General features: G+C 41.8%; 14 protein-coding genes. 7 read left to right on the forward strand and 7 right to left on the reverse strand.

Annotated elements, in window-relative coordinates:
• Positions 1–602: 602 nt before the first annotated feature.
• A complete protein-coding gene (gene topA, locus F0249_RS10005) occupies positions 603–3239 on the reverse strand; it encodes a type I DNA topoisomerase (RefSeq protein WP_136993745.1) in 2637 nt (878 codons plus the stop codon).
• A 515-nt stretch (positions 3240–3754) separates the two neighbouring features.
• Here topA and F0249_RS10010 point away from each other — a divergent pair.
• On the forward strand, positions 3755–4003 hold the full coding sequence (locus F0249_RS10010) for a YciN family protein (RefSeq protein ID WP_017051945.1): 249 nt from the start codon (positions 3755–3757) through the stop codon (positions 4001–4003).
• Positions 4004–4054: 51 nt separating this feature from the next.
• Here the strand turns inward: F0249_RS10010 and aroA are convergent, their stop codons facing one another.
• Positions 4055–5335: a 3-phosphoshikimate 1-carboxyvinyltransferase gene (aroA, locus tag F0249_RS10015; protein ID WP_171756641.1), complete on the reverse strand. Its 1281-nt coding sequence runs from the start codon at positions 5333–5335 to the stop codon at positions 4055–4057.
• A gap of 151 nt (positions 5336–5486) precedes the next feature.
• Positions 5487–5942 carry a glycine zipper 2TM domain-containing protein gene (locus tag F0249_RS10020; RefSeq protein ID WP_017051943.1) on the reverse strand — a complete coding sequence of 152 codons (456 nt, stop codon included), beginning with the start codon at positions 5940–5942 and terminating at the stop codon, positions 5487–5489.
• 31 nt (positions 5943–5973) lie between these two features.
• Between F0249_RS10020 and aat the strand changes: the two genes are divergently transcribed.
• The 3 genes from aat to infA all read left to right on the forward strand — a co-directional run bounded on the left by aat (position 5974) and on the right by infA (position 7694).
• A complete protein-coding gene (gene aat / locus F0249_RS10025; protein ID WP_171756579.1) occupies positions 5974–6696 on the forward strand; it encodes a leucyl/phenylalanyl-tRNA--protein transferase in 723 nt (240 codons plus the stop codon).
• Positions 6696–7394, forward strand: a complete 699-nt coding sequence (locus F0249_RS10030) for an arginyltransferase (RefSeq protein ID WP_113797496.1) — start codon at positions 6696–6698, stop codon at positions 7392–7394. The genes aat and F0249_RS10030 overlap by 1 nt, the downstream gene beginning before the upstream one ends.
• An 81-nt stretch (positions 7395–7475) precedes the next feature.
• Positions 7476–7694: a translation initiation factor IF-1 gene (gene infA, locus F0249_RS10035; protein ID WP_001040192.1), complete on the forward strand. Its 219-nt coding sequence runs from the start codon at positions 7476–7478 to the stop codon at positions 7692–7694.
• A 162-nt stretch (positions 7695–7856) separates the two neighbouring features.
• Here infA and clpA read toward each other — a convergent pair whose 3' ends face one another.
• Positions 7857–10124, reverse strand: coding sequence for an ATP-dependent Clp protease ATP-binding subunit ClpA (clpA, locus tag F0249_RS10040; protein ID WP_171756580.1), 2268 nt, complete (start codon positions 10122–10124; stop codon positions 7857–7859).
• Positions 10125–10168: 44 nt separating this feature from the next.
• Positions 10169–10489 (reverse strand): ATP-dependent Clp protease adapter ClpS, encoded by a 321-nt coding sequence (gene clpS / locus F0249_RS10045; RefSeq protein ID WP_113797675.1) that lies wholly within the window; start codon positions 10487–10489, stop codon positions 10169–10171.
• Positions 10490–10936: 447 nt separating this feature from the next.
• On the opposite strand from clpS, the gene cspD reads away from it, so the two are divergent.
• On the forward strand, positions 10937–11152 hold the full coding sequence (gene cspD, locus F0249_RS10050; RefSeq protein ID WP_017051938.1) for a cold shock domain-containing protein CspD: 216 nt from the start codon (positions 10937–10939) through the stop codon (positions 11150–11152).
• Positions 11153–11303: 151 nt separating this feature from the next.
• On the opposite strand, the gene F0249_RS10055 is transcribed toward cspD, so the two are convergent.
• Complete coding sequence (locus F0249_RS10055; protein WP_171756581.1) at positions 11304–13529, reverse strand: NADP-dependent isocitrate dehydrogenase; 2226 nt, start codon at positions 13527–13529, stop codon at positions 11304–11306.
• A gap of 368 nt (positions 13530–13897) precedes the next feature.
• Between F0249_RS10055 and F0249_RS10060 the strand changes: the two genes are divergently transcribed.
• Positions 13898–14590: a pseudouridine synthase gene (locus F0249_RS10060; protein ID WP_216599579.1), complete on the forward strand. Its 693-nt coding sequence runs from the start codon at positions 13898–13900 to the stop codon at positions 14588–14590.
• A 106-nt stretch (positions 14591–14696) separates the two neighbouring features.
• Here F0249_RS10060 and F0249_RS10065 read toward each other — a convergent pair whose 3' ends face one another.
• Positions 14697–15710 carry a porin gene (locus F0249_RS10065; RefSeq protein ID WP_171756583.1) on the reverse strand — a complete coding sequence of 338 codons (1014 nt, stop codon included), beginning with the start codon at positions 15708–15710 and terminating at the stop codon, positions 14697–14699.
• 509 nt (positions 15711–16219) lie between these two features.
• Here F0249_RS10065 and dinG point away from each other — a divergent pair.
• On the forward strand, positions 16220–18295 hold the full coding sequence (dinG, locus tag F0249_RS10070) for an ATP-dependent DNA helicase DinG (protein ID WP_171756584.1): 2076 nt from the start codon (positions 16220–16222) through the stop codon (positions 18293–18295).
• Positions 18296–18347: the final 52 nt, after the last annotated feature.

Raw genomic sequence — 18347 nt, forward strand, 5'->3', positions numbered from 1 at the left:
AGCAAACATCGATTCTGTATACTTTATGCGCATCAATACACCAATTAAGATCCCAGTATGGTGTACTTATTTATTAAGCCTCGCGCAGGTTGAGTGCTATATTTATTGCACTTTGTTTCTTATAACTTATCTTTTTTAGAAGAGAATACCAATTTAAAAAATCCTATTCTTCGACACTATACATTTTGTGTGCGCAAGTCGTAGGTTCGGTCACATTACACCGCCAAGACCAAACAATAAATCAACATGTACTCAACATAAACCACACACGCAATTTGTTCACCTTGAGCAGTATAATAATCTCAGGTGACAGTTATATGAATTTACAATCACTTCACGAATGAATTGCATAGTTAGATCTTGAGCTCAAACTGCCTGTTTTATTGACTTCGGCATATTTTATTATTTCATGGCTGGATATTATTTCGGCGATTTTGCTTATATTTACAAAACACCACACTAATTAAATGAATCAATAAAACGAATTCAAATATCAAAGAGAGAAAAGGTCAGTGTTGATTTATTAACAAATTTGACAAATATAGATATCGGATTGATTTATTACTTGTATAAAAAAAGCAGCTCGAAAGCTGCTTTTAAATTTATTTAGTCTCTTTTTTGGGCTTCTTACGTTTATCCGTAATTTCCCATTTTCCATCGATATAAAGTGCTGTCCATCCTGATGGCTTTCCATCAATTTCCGAACGAACGTAGTTCTCTTTCGATTTACGACTAAAACGGACCACCGTTGGTAATCCATCTGGATCAGCAACAGGAGCAGACGCCAAGTATTGGAATTTTGGTGAAATTCGATCTTTAAAGCGAACCAGCTCTTCGACTAAAGGTGCTCTTGTTTCACGCGATTTAGGAAAATTACTCGCAGCCATAAACAGACCTGAAGCACCATCGCGTAATACAAAGTAAGCATCCGAATTGCTGCAAGGAAGTTCAGGTAAATGAACTGGATCTTCTTTCGGTGGCGCGACTTCACCATTTTTCAAGATTTTACGCGTGTTTTTACACTCTTCACTCGTACAATCCATATATTTGCCGAAACGACCATTTTTAAGAACCATATCAGAACCACACTTGTCACACTCAACAAGCGGTCCGTCATAGCCTTTCACTTTGAATTCGCCATGCTCAACAATGTAGCCTTCACAGTTCGGGTTATTACCACAAACATGCATTTTGCGCGTTTCATCAATTAAGTACGCGTCCATTGCCGTTTCACAAATTGGACAACGTTTTTTAGCTCGCAATGCCGCGGTTTCAACGTCTTCTTCCAGCACGTTTACTACGCCATCTTCATCGCCTAAGTTGATGGTCGTTTTACAGCGCTCTTTCGGTGGCAGTGCATAGCCAGAACAGCCAAGGAACACACCAGTAGAAGCGGTGCGAATACCCATAGGACGTTCACATGTAGGACACTTAATATCGGTCTCTACAATGTGGTTAGGCTTCATACCACCAGCATCTTCATCGAGATCAGCGGTTTCTAAATCACCGGTAAAATCAGTAAAGAAGTTATCTAGCACACCTTTCCAGCTCGTTTCACCTTCAGCGACTTGGTCCAATTTCTGTTCCATGCGCGCGGTAAAATCATAGTTCATCAGGTCATTGAAACTGCCGTCTAATCGATCAGTAACAATTTCACCCATTTTTTCAGCATAGAAACGGCGCTGTTCAACTTTTACGTACCCACGATCTTGAATCGTCGAGATAATAGAAGCGTAAGTAGATGGACGGCCAATACCACGTTTTTCGAGCTCTTTAACTAATGCAGCTTCAGTAAATCGAGCTGGTGGCTTAGTAAAGTGCTGTTTAGGATCCAGTTTAACAAGGCTCAGCTTATCGCCAATTTGAACCGCAGGAAGGATGGTATCTTCATTTTTACCCATTGGACGCTGAACACGTGTCCAACCATCAAATTTTAGAATACGGCCTTTCGCTTTCAATGTGTACTCGTCGGCTTTCACACTCACGGTTGTTGAATCGTATTGCGCTGGTGTCATCTGACACGCAACGAATTGATTCCAAATCAGTGAATATAGCTTATGTGCATCAGCATCAACACCGTTTAGGTCATCTGTTTTCACTTCAACACTGGAAGGACGAATCGCTTCATGCGCCTCTTGAGCCCCTTCTTTGCTGCCATAAACTAAGGGCTTCTCAGGAAGGTAATTAGGTCCATACTCACTGCCGATGAATTCACGGGCCGCTTCTACAGCCTCTGAACTCAAGTTCGTTGAGTCAGTACGCATATAGGTGATATAACCCGCTTCATACAAGCGTTGAGCTAACATCATCGTCTTCTTCACGCCATAGCCTAAGCGTGTACTCGCCGCTTGTTGCAGCGTCGATGTAATATAAGGAGCAGAAGGTTTACTCTTCGTTGGACGGTCTTCACGTTTACACACTTCATACTGCGATTTTTGCAGCACAGACAACGCACTATTCGCTTCAGCTTCATTGACAGGTTTAAATGCAACACCTGCTTTTTGAGCGACCATCAAGCGGAAATCAGTAGAATCCTTAGTGTGCGTATCTGCGTGGATATCCCAAAACTCTTCTGGAATAAACGCATTGATTTCACGTTCACGCTCCACCAGAAGTTTAACTGCCACAGACTGAACACGGCCCGCAGACAAACCACGCGCCACTTTTTTCCATAACAGCGGTGAAACCATGAAACCAACAACGCGGTCCATGAAACGACGCGCTTGTTGAGCATTAACGCCATCCATATTGAGTTCACCAGGCGTTTCAAATGCCTGTTGGATTGCGTTTTTGGTAATTTCGTTAAACACAACGCGTTTGTATCGCTCTTCATCGCCGCCGATGATCTCACGAAGGTGCCATGCGATAGCTTCTCCTTCGCGGTCCAAATCGGTTGCGAGATATACGAAATCAGCGTCTTCTGCTAGTTTCTGTAATTCCGCCACGACCTTTTCTTTGCCCGGCAAAATTTGATAATTGGCTTCCCAATCTTGATAAGGGTTAATACCCATTTTCTTGATAAGTGCTTTGCGATCTTTCTCTTTCTTGATACGAGCTTTTTCTTCGACGCTCATTCCTTTGGTAGAAATAGCAGCGGCTTTTTTACCCGTACTTTGACCGGCAGTAGGAAGATCACGTACGTGACCCACACTAGACTTCACGATGAAATCTTTACCAAGATATTTATTAATGGTTTTTGCCTTGGCTGGCGATTCCACTATAACGAGCGATTTACCCATAATTGACTCTAACGTCCTTAATCACGACGCGATTGGAAAAAGAGAGCTGAATCAGATAACAACTATTGCATCTTAATTAGCATCTTTCGCGATTTCGCATGATGTTCGAAATTATTGCTTCTTTTTTTACTATTGAGCGAGATTACAAGAAGATCAACCTGTTTTTTTAAATTTGACTCTGATTGCTCGACAAATCATCGACTATGACACTTACTAATTCATTTACACTAAAAGATGAACAATAACTATTATCCTTTAAATCAATGACCCCAAGCAAACGCGGCATATAGTAAACATGTGATATTGCTAATACCTAACGGACTTAAGCGTTTTTTGCCATAAATCACAGAATAACCACGATCTTTTTGTTGTCGGCATCAGTTAAGTTAGCAAAACTATTGAAATTCACCACAAGGTACATACACTGTCGATTCAATTTGCCCTGTAAGTACAGGCGTTCGTTTCTCAATAACTCTCTGTTTACTCGGTACTGGCTATTTAATTGGACAAAAATCATGACCACTAAAAAATCTATTTCTTCATTTGACCTTCTACTCATTGCCAATCAAATCATTCAAGAACACGATGATTACATCGAAGGAATGCGCGCTGATTCAGTAGAAGAAAAAGAAGAAGTTTTAGTATTTAAAGGTGAATATTTTTTAGATGACAATGGGCTTCCAACCCAGAACACAACTGCCGTTTTTAATATGTTTAAATACCTTGCCATAAACTTATCTAAAGAGTTCACTTTAGAAAAATAAATCAACATATTGCGAATTAAGGCCCTTAACTTCAAGGGCCTAGTTGAACACTTATTGACTCAAACGTTGCAGCTGTTCGAAATAATCTGGAAACGTTTTTGACGTACATTTCGGATCATTAATCGTCACCGGGGTATTGCTCAACGCAACGAGAGAGAAACACATTGCCATACGATGATCGTCGTAGGTATCAATTGCAGCATGTTGAATTTCCGAGCATGGCTTAACAATGATGTAATCCTCACCCTCTTCCACCTCTGCACCTACTTTGCGTAATTCTGTCGCCATTGCCGATAGACGATCAGTCTCTTTTACTCGCCAATTATAGACATTTCTAATGGCTGTAGTGCCCTTAGCAAATAGCGCAGTTGTTGCAATGGTCATCGCCGCATCTGGAATATGATTGTAGTCAAGATCTACGCCTTTCAGTTCACCGCGACGAGCAATAACATAATCGTCGCCCCACTCAATTTCCGCGCCCATTTTTTCAAGCGCATCCGCAAATTGAATATCGCCTTGAATGCTATTTTTCCCAATGCCTGTGACTTTTATTTCACCACCTTTAATCGCGGCTGCCGCAAGAAAATATGAGGCAGAAGAAGCATCTCCTTCAACTAAAAAATCACCTGGAGAATGATAAGATTGACCCGCTGGAATCACAAATTCTTGGTAGTTAAGATTTTCCACCTTAACACCAAATTGCGCCATGATATGAAGAGTGATATCGATATACGGTTTGGATACTAAATCGCCAATAATCTTAATCCGCACTTCTCCATCAGCTAGAGGCGCAGACATTAGAAAAGCGGTTAAAAACTGGCTTGAAATAGATCCATCAATAGAAACAGTGCCCGACTTGAGTCCTTGCGCTGTAATCTTCAACGGTGGGTAATTTTCATTCTCTAAATATTCAATCTGAGCTCCGGCTTCGCGCAAAGCATTCACTAGATGGCCAATTGGGCGCTCTTTCATCCTTGGTTCACCAGTAAGTATGTACTCACCACTGCCAAGACAAAGCGCTGCCGCAAGAGGTCGCATCGCGGTACCTGCATTGCCTAAAAATAGCTCTACCGATTGAGAGCTATCAAACGCTTTCCCTAACCCTTCAACTTCACATACGGTCTTATCATTCGATAATTGATACTTCACACCCAGCAATGTAAGGGCATTAAGCATATGTCTAATATCATCGCTATCGAGCAAGTTCGTTAAACGTGTTGTTCCTGTCGCGAGAGCAGCCAATAGCAGAGCTCGATTCGAAACACTTTTCGAGCCTGGTAAATTCACTTCACCATTCACTTTTTGTATGGGTTGTAACGTTAGGCTTTCCATTGAGATAATCTGTCCTTGAGTTGTACTCGCTGTCATATTCAGCAACCAACTATGTAAAATTGTTCGTCTAGTCAGACTATCTAAAATTAATCCTGAACTCCAGAGCTAATCTAATTCAAATTAAAGGATATTTAGTCATTCAATGGCAGCATCAGTAAACCAAATCGACACGCACCCCATCATCAAAATAGAGAATACGAACAGAATCACCACGATTGAGCAGCATAGTGCTATCAACATCTTGGATCACATCGACAAGCTTTCCAGAATCAGTCTTAATTAAAATCTCCACCAGCTTATATTCAATTTTATATTGGCTAGTTGCTCGATTTCGTGCGACACCAGCCCCAGCTATTGCCCCAACCGCTGTCGCGACCTCTTTTCCTGATCCACCACCGAACTGGTTGCCAATCAGCCCACCAACGACACCGCCTAACAATGTCTCCCATCCGTTAGCCTGCGACTGTACAATCTGCTGTTCAGTGATATATCGAACGGAATCAACTTTTCCATACACGACAGAGTTTACTGGACGTGCTTGATTTCGTTGGTATCCTGCATTGGCGAACATGGGTAAAACAAGTAAGATTAATAACCAACGTTTCATTTTATTTCTCCATCTTTCACATTAAGTATTTATGACCCTATATCTCACTGAGTTAGAAAGCGACAATAATCGGTTTCCTTCCCCGTACGAAGCCCTAGAAGAACCTAACGGCTTGCTCGCATTCGGAGGTGATTTACATCCACAACGCATTCTAACTGCTTATAGTAACGGTATCTTTCCTTGGTATGGTCCCGGAGAACCTATTCTTTGGTGGAGCCCCTCACCGCGAGCCGTCTTTAACCCTAAGACCTTCAAACCATCGAAAAGTGTAAAAAAGTTTCAAAAAAAACATCGCTATAGCATCAGCATCAATCGAGCTACCTCTCAAGTGATTCAGTTGTGTGCCCAGCTGCGACCTGCAGAAGAGACATGGCTAAACGAAGAGATGAGAGCTGCCTATATAACTTTAGCAGAGCAAGGGCATTGTCACTCGGTCGAAGTATGGCAGGGTGATGAGCTCATTGGCGGGTTATATGGGATATTGAGAGGGAAAATATTCTGTGGCGAGTCAATGTTCAGTATTGAGCCCAACGCCTCTAAAATCGCTCTGTGGTATTTTTGTGACCATTTTTCAACGTACTCCGGCCAATTAATCGACTGTCAGGTCATGAACCCTCACTTAGCTTCTCTAGGCGCAGTTGAGATTGAACGAGACGATTTCTTACAGAGACTGCTATCCTATAGAGACAAGCCCGTTTCAATGAATTGCTTTAAAACTCAGTGGTTAACTTGGCCTATTGAGGGAAATGAATAATGAGTTCAGATTTGCAACAAATAAAAATTGGATTGACCGATAATCACCCGTGTAGCTATTTAGCCGATAGACAAGAACGCGTAGCGGTTGCACTTGATAATGAAATGCAAACCGCGGCAAGCTATGAAATTTTACTTGCGAATGGCTTTCGTCGCAGTGGCGATACGATATACAGGCCTCATTGCGACAAGTGCCAAGCATGCACAGCTTTACGTGTCGACATTCCTAATTTCAAACCATCAAAAAGTCAGAAAAGAGTGTTAAACAAAGCGAACCACCTTCGATGGGAGCTCAAAAGCAGCATGGATGAGCAGTGGTTTGAACTTTATAGCCGTTACATTAATGCTCGCCACAAGCATGGCACTATGTACCCACCAAAGCAGAAAGAGTTTTTCCAGTTTTCTCAAGCGAAGTGGCTAAATTGTCGATTTTTACACATCTACGATCAAGAAACGCTGGTAGCGATTGCGGTCACTGATGACTTAAATAATTGCGCCAGTGCTTTCTACACCTTTTTCGATCCTGATGTTGATCTTTCCATTGGGACGTTAGCAGTGCTATACCAAATTCAATATTGCCAAAAACTTAACAAACAATGGCTATATTTAGGTTATCAAATCGACGATTGTTCAGCGATGAACTATAAAGTACGCTTTCAACCTCATCAAAGGCTAGTAAATCAGCGATGGCAAGGGTAGAATACGCGACAAGTTTACATATCTAGATTTTAGTGGCGACACTTAGCCGCTAAAGGATGCCAAGTTTCTAAAGAGGATTAAATGGCTAAAGAAGACGTAATTGAGATGCAAGGCACTGTACTTGATACTCTACCAAACACAATGTTTCGTGTTGAACTAGAAAATGGTCACGTAGTTACAGCTCATATCTCAGGTAAAATGCGTAAGAACTACATCCGTATTCTTACTGGTGACAAAGTAACTGTAGAGATGACTCCATACGACCTATCCAAAGGCCGCATCGTCTTCCGCGCTCGTTAATATCTAATTTACGACTGCAATAAAAAACAGAGCCTAATTGCTCTGTTTTTTATGTTTTACGATTAAAAAAATACCCACTATGTCTAGTGGGTATTTTATTTTTTGATACAATAAACGTTCAGCGTTAGTCTTTAATTTTTAAGCCGCTAAACGTCACCTTCATCAATGAATTGCTTTCTCTTTTGTTCCAATGTACTTGAACTTAAGCTCTTCATCTTCAAGCGTCACTTTCACCGTACCGCCATCAACTAATGACCCAAAGAGCAACTCATTCGCAAGAGGCTTTTTCAGACGCTCTTGAATCACACGCCCCATTGGTCTTGCCCCCATCGTTTTGTCATAGCCTTTATGAGCTAACCAGTGGCGAGCATCCTCTGAAACTTCAAGCGACACGCCACGCGCATCTAACTGAACTTGAAGTTCAACGATGAATTTATCCACCACTTGATGGATCACACTCTCATCAAGACTATTGAACCAAATGATGTTATCTAAGCGGTTACGGAACTCTGGCGTAAATACTTTCTTAATTTCGGCCATCGCATCAGGGCTATGATCTTGCTGAATAAGCCCCATTGATTTTTTCTCAGTTTCTGCAACACCAGCATTGGTTGTCATCACCAATATCACGTTTCGGAAATCAGCTTTTCGGCCATTGTTATCCGTCAATGTACCGTTATCCATCACTTGTAAAAGCAAGTTAAAGATATCTGGGTGCGCTTTTTCAATCTCATCAAGCAATACGACAGCATGTGGATGCTTAATCACCGCGTCCGTTAATAGCCCGCCTTGGTCATACCCAACATAACCAGGAGGAGCACCAATCAAACGACTGACTGAATGGCGTTCACCGTACTCAGACATATCAAATCGCAACAGCTCAATACCCATCAATTTAGATAATTGCACTGTCACTTCCGTTTTACCCACCCCTGTAGGGCCTGCAAACAGGAATGAACCGACAGGTTTGTTATCAGCGCCTAAGCCAGCACGAGTCAATTTAATCGCCTCGCTAAGCACATCGATCGCAGGATCTTGTCCAAACACCAGCATTTTCATTTTGTCATCGAGCTTCTGCAAAATATCTTTATCAGAAGAAGAGACCGATTTTTCGGGGATACGAGCCATTTTTGCTACCATCGACTCGATATCGGCAACGCTTACGGTTTTCTTACGACGGCTAACGGGAGCCAAGCGACTACGAGCCCCTGCTTCATCGATCACATCAATCGCTTTATCTGGCAGATGACGTTCATTAATGTATTTGGCAGAAAGTTCTACCGCTGCTCGCAATGCCTTATTGGTATAACGAACATCGTGGTGCGCTTCATATTTAGGCTTCAACCCGATAAGAATTTTAGTCGTGTCATCGATCGAAGGTTCAACCACATCAATCTTTTGGAAACGACGTGAAAGTGCGCGTTCTTTTTCAAAAACAGTGCTGTACTCCTGGTAGGTAGTTGAACCAATACAGCGTAACTTACCACTACTCAATAGCGGTTTGATCAAGTTTGCAGCATCCACTTGCCCACCCGACGCGGCACCTGCACCAATGATTGTGTGGATTTCATCAATGAATAAGATCGCATCATCTTCTTTTTCTAGCTGCTTCAAAATACCTTTGAAGCGTTTTTCGAAATCACCACGGTATTTAGTGCCTGCCAAAAGTGACCCAATGTCTAACGAGTAGATAATGCTGTCTTGAATGACTTCAGGAACTTGCCCTTCAACAATGCGCCACGCTAAGCCTTCCGCGATTGCCGTTTTGCCGACACCAGCTTCGCCGACTAATAGAGGGTTATTTTTACGGCGACGACACAATACTTGAATGGTTCTTTCTAACTCTTTATCACGTCCGATAAGCGGGTCGATTTGGCCTTTTTTCGCCACTTCATTGAGATTGGTCGCGAAACTTTCTAAGCGTTCATCCGAATTCGCCTCTTCAGCTCCCTCACTTCCAAATGACTCAGAAGCAGAGTCTTCATGGGAATCCGCGGCTTTGCTAATACCATGAGAGATGAAATTCACAATATCTAAACGGCTAATATCATTCTTTTTAAGCAGGTACGCGGCATGGGACTCTTGTTCACTAAAAATGGCAACGAGTACATTTGCCCCTGTGACTTCACTGCGACCAGACGATTGAACATGGAACACAGCACGCTGCAGCACTCGCTGAAAGCTAAGTGTTGGCTGCGTTTCACGCGATTCGTCATTTTCTGGGATAAGCGGGGTGGTTTGATCGATAAAAATATCGAGCTCTTGACGAAGGGCGTCTAATTCTGCTTGGCAGGCAAGCAACGCATCCTTAGCTGCATCATTTTCTAATAACGCAAGTAGGAGGTGTTCAACAGTCATAAATTCGTGCCGTTTGTCGCGCGCGCGAGCAAATGCACCGTTGAGACTCGACTCTAATTCTTTATTCAGCATATGTACCTCCTATAGGAACAACTTTGGTTGCTCAAGCAAGCCGACTACGCTTGCTCCATTGTACATAGTAGCGGATGCTCATTTTCTTTTGAGTACATCGTTACTTGGGCTACTTTTGTTTCAGCAATCTCAGCACTGAATGTACCGCAAACTGCTTTTCCATCATAATGAACCTTAAGCATAACTTGTGTTGCTTTATCAATATCCAATGAAAAAAAACGTTCTAGGATCTCGATGACAAAATCCATAGGGGTGTAATCATCGTTGTTTAATATAACGTTATACATTGCCGGCGGTTTTATCTGTGTCCGCTCTTTCTCCAGTAGGTTTGAGTCTGGAGTTACCCATTCAAAATTTTTACTCATGGCCATCAATGTTTGTAGGACTTCTAAACTTATCATTTCACAAAATGACGTATAAATCTTTGAACTTGCACACTGCAAAACATCCTTATAAAAAACATTTCACATCTAAAGACTAATGCACCATTGGTAACGCTGCAAATAAAAGATTGCGATTGCTACTAATTCGGTATCTTGTTGATTAAAAAGACAGCAAGTAAAAATTTTCCATCTCGCCTTAACAGTATATCAGTTTGCAAAAAAGTTACAGCCAAGTTAATTGCAAGGTGATTTAATTACCAATATGTTGTTATTTATACTATCGAACTATTGACTAGATGAAATCATTGGCTACATTGGTGCGTAGTGGTCAATTTTTTACCAGTTGGTAATTCATTGAGTGTTAGGGAAAAGAAACACTCATCTACACCACAACAATATCAGTAATAAAATGCATTAAGGACGTATAGCATGGCTACAGGTACAGTAAAATGGTTTAACAACGCTAAAGGGTTTGGTTTTATTAGTCCGGAGGATGAAGAAGGGGATATTTTCGCACATTACTCCACTATTCAAATGGATGGTTACCGCACTTTAAAGGCCGGGCAACAAGTCGCGTACGAAGTTGAAAAAGGGCCAAAAGGCTCACACGCCAGCTCCGTCATGCCCATTGAAGCAACAAAATAGCCAAAAATACGTAATGTAAGCAACCCATCTCAACAATGCTTACTCGACAGCTAAATGGTTACATAAAAAAACCCGCTATTCATTAGCGGGTTTTTTACTGGACAACGCATTAGCAACGATTAACGTTCAATAGCGCTTTTCTTCAATAACACTAGTCTTCAATAATGCTATTCAGCGTCGAGCTCGGGCGCATTAACGCTGATGTTTTCGCATCATCAATGAAGTAGTAACCACCAAGGTCACCGACAACACCTTGCGCATCATTCAATTCAGCCACAATTGCACTCTCGTTGTCTGCTAACTGCTTAGCAATAGGCGCAAACTCAGCAGCAAGATCAGCGTCGACACTCTGATCTGCTAGTGCTTGAGCCCAGTATGTCGCAAGATAATAGTGGCTACCACGGTTATCAAGCTCACCCACTTTACGAGATGGTGATTTATTATTATCTAAAAAGTCACCTGTCGCTTTATCTAAAGCATCCGCTAGAACCTGAGCTTTGGCATTACCCGAAACAACACTTAAATGTTCCAGAGAAGCCGCTAGAGCTAAGAACTCACCTAAAGAATCCCAACGTAGGTGGTTCTCTTTTTCAACTTGTTGTACGTGCTTAGGCGCAGAACCGCCCGCCCCTGTTTCAAACAGGCCGCCGCCGTTCATTAATGGAACAATGGATAACATCTTCGCAGAAGTACCCAGTTCCAAAATTGGGAACAGATCGGTTAGGTAGTCACGCAATACGTTACCTGTAACAGAGATCGTATCTAAACCCTCTAGGATTCTAACCAGCGAATACTCTGTTGATTCTACAGGAGATAGAATTTTAATCTCTAAGCCTGACAAATCGTAATCAGCTAGATAAGTTTCAACTTTCTTAATCAACTCTGCATCGTGTGCGCGTTGTGAATCTAACCAGAAAATTGCAGGCACATTCGATGCTTTGGCACGAGTAACCGCAAGTTTCACCCAATCTTGAATTGGCGCATCTTTCACTTGGCACATACGGAAGATATCACCCTGTTCGACGATTTGTTCGATCAAAACAGAACCTTCAGCATCAACAACGCGAACGGTACCAGCAGCATCTAAGATGAATGTTTTATCATGCGAGCCATACTCTTCCGCTTTTTGAGCCATCAAGCCAACATTTGGAACACTACCCATGGTGGTTGGATCAAATGCCCCATTCTCTTTACAGAAATCGATAACCGATTGGTAAACACCTGCATAGCAGCGATCTGGGATCAGTGCTTTAGTATCTTTTTGTTTGCCGTCTGGGCCCCACATTTGACCAGAAGAGCGAAGCATTGCAGGCATTGAAGCATCAACGATGATATCGCTTGGTACGTGCAAGTTTGTGATGCCTCGGTCTGAGTCAACCATTGCCAGTGCTGGTTGAGTCTCGTAAACCGCGAGAATTGCCGCTTCAACCTCTTCTTTTTGAGCTTGTGGCAATGATGCGATTTTTGAGTAAACATCCCCTAAGCCATTATTAACATCAACGCCTAACTCTTCAAATAGGTCGCCATATTTAGCAAACACTTCCTTGTAGTACACTTTAACAGCATGACCAAAAATGACCGGGTCTGACACTTTCATCATGGTTGCTTTCATGTGCAGCGAAAGTAAAACATCTTGTTTTTTCGCGTCTTCAATCTCTTTTTCAAAGAATGAAACGAGAGCTGATTGATTCAAAACCGACGCATCAATGATCTCTTTATCTTGAAGTGCTAGTGCATCTTTAAGTACTTTAGTCGTTCCATCTTGGGCTACAAATTCAATGCGAGCTTGTGTTTCACCAGAGATAGTGACTGATTTTTCACTACCAAAGAAATCTTTATCATCCATGCTTGCAACATGAGATTTAGAATCAGCAGACCACGCGCCCATTGAATGAGGGTTTTTCTTCGCGTAATTCTTAACAGAAAGTGGCGCTCGGCGATCCGAGTTACCTTCACGTAATACTGGGTTTACTGCGCTGCCTTTAATCTTGTCGTAAGTCGCTTGAATCGCCTTTTCATCGTATGTATTTGGCTCTTCAGGGTAGTTAGGTAGTGCGTAACCTTTCGCTTGAAGTTCAGCAATCGCCGCTTTTAACTGTGGTACCGATGCGGATACGTTGGGAAGCTTAATGATATTCGCTTCTGGCGTTTTCGCTAATTCACCTAACTCAGCAAGGGCATCAGAGATACGTTGGTCTTCTTTTAAATGCTCTGGGAAGTTAGCAATAATACGCCCAGCCAATGAAATATCGCGGGTATCTACATTGATTCCTGATGAAGCCGTAAAAGATTGAATGATTGGCAGTAAAGAGTACGTCGCCAAAGCCGGTGCTTCATCTGTGATGGTATAGATAATGGTTGGTTTTTCTGTAGGCATGAAATTTCCCTATAGTTCTAACAAGCTCTAGTAACATTAGAGCAATGTGAATTGCGCTCCTAAGCTAGCGAAACACTAACCTACTCGCATAATTGCACTCTTTATATTTTTTAAACGAAGCATTCTCCGCCTGAGCAATGCTTGTTCAAATCCGTGAGTGCATTGGCAGTACCAGTCTTAATAACTCGATATTCAAGTCAATAAACGTATATGTAGATTGGTATACCACTTATAATTAAACAAAACATGACGAATAGTCTATTATCTTGTTCGTTGTTGTGTCATTTAGGCGCGCAAATGATATCTCAAATCCCTTCTCGGGAAAACTTTTGAATACAGTCCATTTACATTTTTGCAAGGTACTTAACATGTCTTCTCGTTCTAGAAGCGCAAATAATAATAATCGCACTTCAGATAAACCTTCTCATTTCAAACATAAAGCAGTAAATGGCGCAACATCTAAGCCATTCAAAAAGCGACCATCAAAATCTCATAGAGCAGACAAGAAACCTAGAATCGCAATTGAAGATAGAAAAGTCATCTTATTTAATAAGCCATTTGATACGTTAAGTCAGTTTACTGATGGTGATGGACGCAAGACACTTGCGGATTTCATCCCTGTTAAAGATGTCTATGCTGCTGGTCGATTAGACCGTGACAGTGAAGGATTACTGGTATTGACCAACGACGGTATTTATCAAGCGCAACTCACTCAGCCATCCTCTAAATCGCCAAAAACCTATTGGATCCAGGTTGAAGGTGCGCCGCTTGAGGAAGATTTAGAAAAATTGAGAAGAGGTGTAGAGCTAAAAGATGGTATGACACTGCCCGCTCAAGTTGAAGTGATGCAAGAGCCTTCAGTGTGGGACAGAACACCGCCAGTGCGCTTTAGAGCGGCAATACCAACGACTTGGCTAGCTATTACTATCATTGAAGGCCGAAACCGACAGGTGCGCCGCATGACAGCCAATATCGGATTCCCGACACTGCGCCTGATACGCTATTCGATGGGTGATATGAATGTGGGTGATTTGAAGCCAGGGGAATGGAAAGAGCTGTAAAGTATTGACTTAATCGCTGCTCCTTACTACAAAATTTTCCTAAAATGAAAAAAGCCAGTCATAGACTGGCTTTTAAAACAATTAACAATTACTTATTAAGTAATAATTAGAAGCTGTAGAATGCAGCAGCAAATACGTAAGTTTCTTCGTCATTGCCAGCTTTAACATCTGTATCACGACGGATATCAATACCCATGTCTACACGATCATTCATTGTGTACATAGCAGCAACGTTGAAGTAAGCAGTGTCTACATCTGCAGTACCAGCATTGTCTGATTCTGTTGTGTTAGATTTGTAACCTGCAGCTAAAGTTAATTGATCATCAAGAGCGTAAGCTGCTGAAGTGTAGAAACCTTTATCTTCATTTGCTTTCTCTTCATTGTCATTAACCCAAGTATTTAGACCGATAGAGAATTGACCTAGAGTTACGTTACCAGAAACTGAAACTACATCGTAATCGTAGCCATTTTTCTTATTACGAGTTTCGTAGCCAGCATAAACATTGAACATTTCGTGTTCAAAACCTAAGTAACCATTCGCGCCAGTATCAGCTTTTTTGTGGCTATCATCAGTGTCAAAACTAGAGATACCGTAAGCAAAGCCACTTGTTGAACCTTGGAATTTGAATACGTTGTGAGCATCAGATGCATCAGCAGCAGAAGAACCAAACTCGTAAGTGAAGTCGCCAGCGCCATCTACTTTATCAAGAGCTGTGTCGTTTTCCCAACCGTAAGATACAATACCAGCACCAGTTTCGAAACCAACCCAAGCTTTATCTACATCACTAGTTGGACCAGATTCAATGTCGTAACCAGCAGCATCAGTTTCGTTGTTGTCTGTTGTGTAGTTCATTTCTAGATCAACTTCTAGATAGCCACGTAGACGGTTGTTTTCGTAAGAAACTGAAACTGTTAGTGCTGTAGCCCAATCATCGTACATAGCATCAGTTTTAGTGTCGTAGTAACCACCAATACCAGCAGCACCAGAAACAGAAAACTGTTCTTTGTGCATTGAATCGAATTCAAACATTGGTTTAGCGTTTTCAGAACGGTTGCTTACGTCTGCGAATGCAGAAGTTGATACAGCTGCGATAGCTATAGCTACTAGAGTCTTTTTCATAATAATCCACTGCCTTTTCTATAATTTGGGAAATCCTTGCCCGGTTCCCTTAGTTTGATAGCGCTGACGTTTTCTATGTTGAAAACTTATCAGCACCTCTAAATTTCGAGGTCTAGATTGCAAAAGATTATTCTGCGTGTCAAATAACATAAAAAAATATTAACACCTCGCTCAAACCTTTAAAAATCAACAGCTTACATATTTATATTCACATTTTCGACTAATATCTCACCAAAAACATAAAAAATCAAAATAAATAAAATAACAACAATTTGAAATTAAAGACCACAAACCAACTAAAAAACACAACCAAACAGAATATCAAACCACATAAAGCACTAATTTAAGGTTTTATATATTTCACCATATGAATTAATGTCAGTTTCCTAAAGGTTCAGTTTTTTTTTGTGAACAAGATCCATCTTTGCCTAAAAAGCAGACCATTTTGGTAAAAAAGAAAAGCTTAGCAAGATGTGCTACCATCCATTTCCCGTTAAGCAGGTCACAATATGTCTACTAGTAAAATCCAACAATCCATTCGCAAGAGTTATCAAAACCTCCAATTTCAACTGGAAAACTTTGTCCCTCGCCGCGCTCAAAATTATCTCGTTGCGGAAATAACCAAAACGCTTTGTGGCCAATACCATAAAAAAAACCGTCTTATTGTTGCCGAAGCAGGGACTGGTATTGGTAAATCGCTCGCCTATCTAATGGCGGCCATTCCTGTTGCCGTAGTCAATAATCGGAAAATAGTGATATCAACAGCGACGGTTGCACTGCAAGAACAGCTCGTGAATAAAGACCTACCTCTATATAGAAGGATCACCGATCGCGAGTTCTCTTTTATATTGGCGAAAGGTCGTCAACGCTACTGCTGTGCAGAGAAGCTTGCTGCGGCTTGTGGGGCAGATGAAGGTCAGGTGGCGATGTTTGAGACTAAACCACAAAAAAAAGATATCGAACTTTTACAAACCATGCATAAAAGCCTGACTCAAGGGAAATGGGATGGGGATCGAGACTCATGGCCTAAATCTTTCAAAGACGACATCTGGCAACTTATTGTTAGTGATAAGCACAGTTGCAATAACAGCATGCCTTCACACCGTGACTGTCCTTTTCAAAAAGCACGTTCTGAGTTAGATAAAGCTGACGTCATCATCGCTAATCACAGTCTGGTTATGGCTGATGCAGATTTAGGTGGCGGTGTCATACTCCCAGAACCTGAAGATACCATTTATATTTTCGATGAGGCTCATCACCTTCCACATGTTGCACGAGACCACTCATCCGCTGCCACTAGCCTTAAAGGTGCTGCAAGCTGGCTAGAGAAGTTAAATCAATCTATCTCTAAGTTCTCTGCTCTTGCAGAAGAGAAACGAGTCAGCCGCTTTAGAAATGAACTGCAAGACTCAGTACAGCAACTGGTTCCAAGCTTGAGTCAACTATGCCAGCAATTTGATGCATCGCATTTTGAAGATAAGCGCTACCGATTTGAACATGGTGAACTGCCTGAATGGTTAGAAAATCAATCTAAAGAGCTAAAAACGATCAGCAAGAAGGGAAGCGTAGCGGTTGCTAAGATTGCCGATCTTATCGCAGAGCGCGTTAAAGATGGTGAAATATCCTCTCGCCTTGCGGAACCTGCTCTTGCTGAATTAGGTTTCTACGTTCAAAGAATGGAAAACTTAGCTCAAGTGTGGAATCTGATGGCTGAACCAAAACGAGAGAAAGGAGCTCCTCTCGCCCGCTGGTTAGAACTTAGCCCAGATAGAGAGGGCGACTTTATCGTCAATGTTTCCCCTTTAGAAGTCGGCTGGCAACTCGACCAACAGATTTGGAGTCGTTGTATTGGTGCCGTTTTAGTCTCTGCGACCATGAGAGCACTCAACTCTTTTACCTTTTTCTGCCATCAAGCCGGGATCAGCGAAAAAGCAGAGAATGGAACACAGTTCCTCGCATTAGCTTCGCCTTTTGATTATGAAAATCAGGCGGAACTCATTGTGCCAGCGGTCAAATATGAACCTCAAGCGCCTCAGTTTACCGAACACTTAATCGAAATTTTGCCTGATTTGATTGAGGATAAAAAAGCGAACTTAATTTTGTTTTCGTCCTACTGGCAGATGAATCAAGTGGCAGAAGCTCTATCCACAGATTTCGTTAAAAGAGGTTGGGCACTGCAAATTCAAGGTGATAGCTCACGTGGAGAAATTCTAAAAAAACATAAAACACTCGTTCAATGTCAGAAAACAAGCATTCTATTTGGCACTGGTAGCTTTTCTGAAGGATTAGACCTGCCGGGAGATTTACTTGAGAACTTAATCATCACTAAAATACCATTTGGTGTACCAACCTCACCTGTTGAGCAAGCTCATTCTGAATATATTCAGTCCCGAGGCGGTAACCCATTCATGCAAATTACCGTTCCTGAGGCGAGTAAAAAGCTCATCCAATCTGTAGGACGTTTGCTGCGTAAAGAGAGAGATTCTGGTAAAGTCGTCATCCTTGATCGTCGTATCGTGACCAAACGCTACGGCAAATCACTTTTGGATTCGCTTCCACCTTTTAAAAGAACGATTAAATATTAGAACGGCAAGCAATATACGCACATGAGCCATTAGGTTTAGTGAGTATTAAAGT

The organism is Vibrio sp. 03-59-1, assembly GCF_013114135.1.
GTDB classification, from domain to species: Bacteria; Pseudomonadota; Gammaproteobacteria; order Enterobacterales; family Vibrionaceae; genus Vibrio; species Vibrio cortegadensis.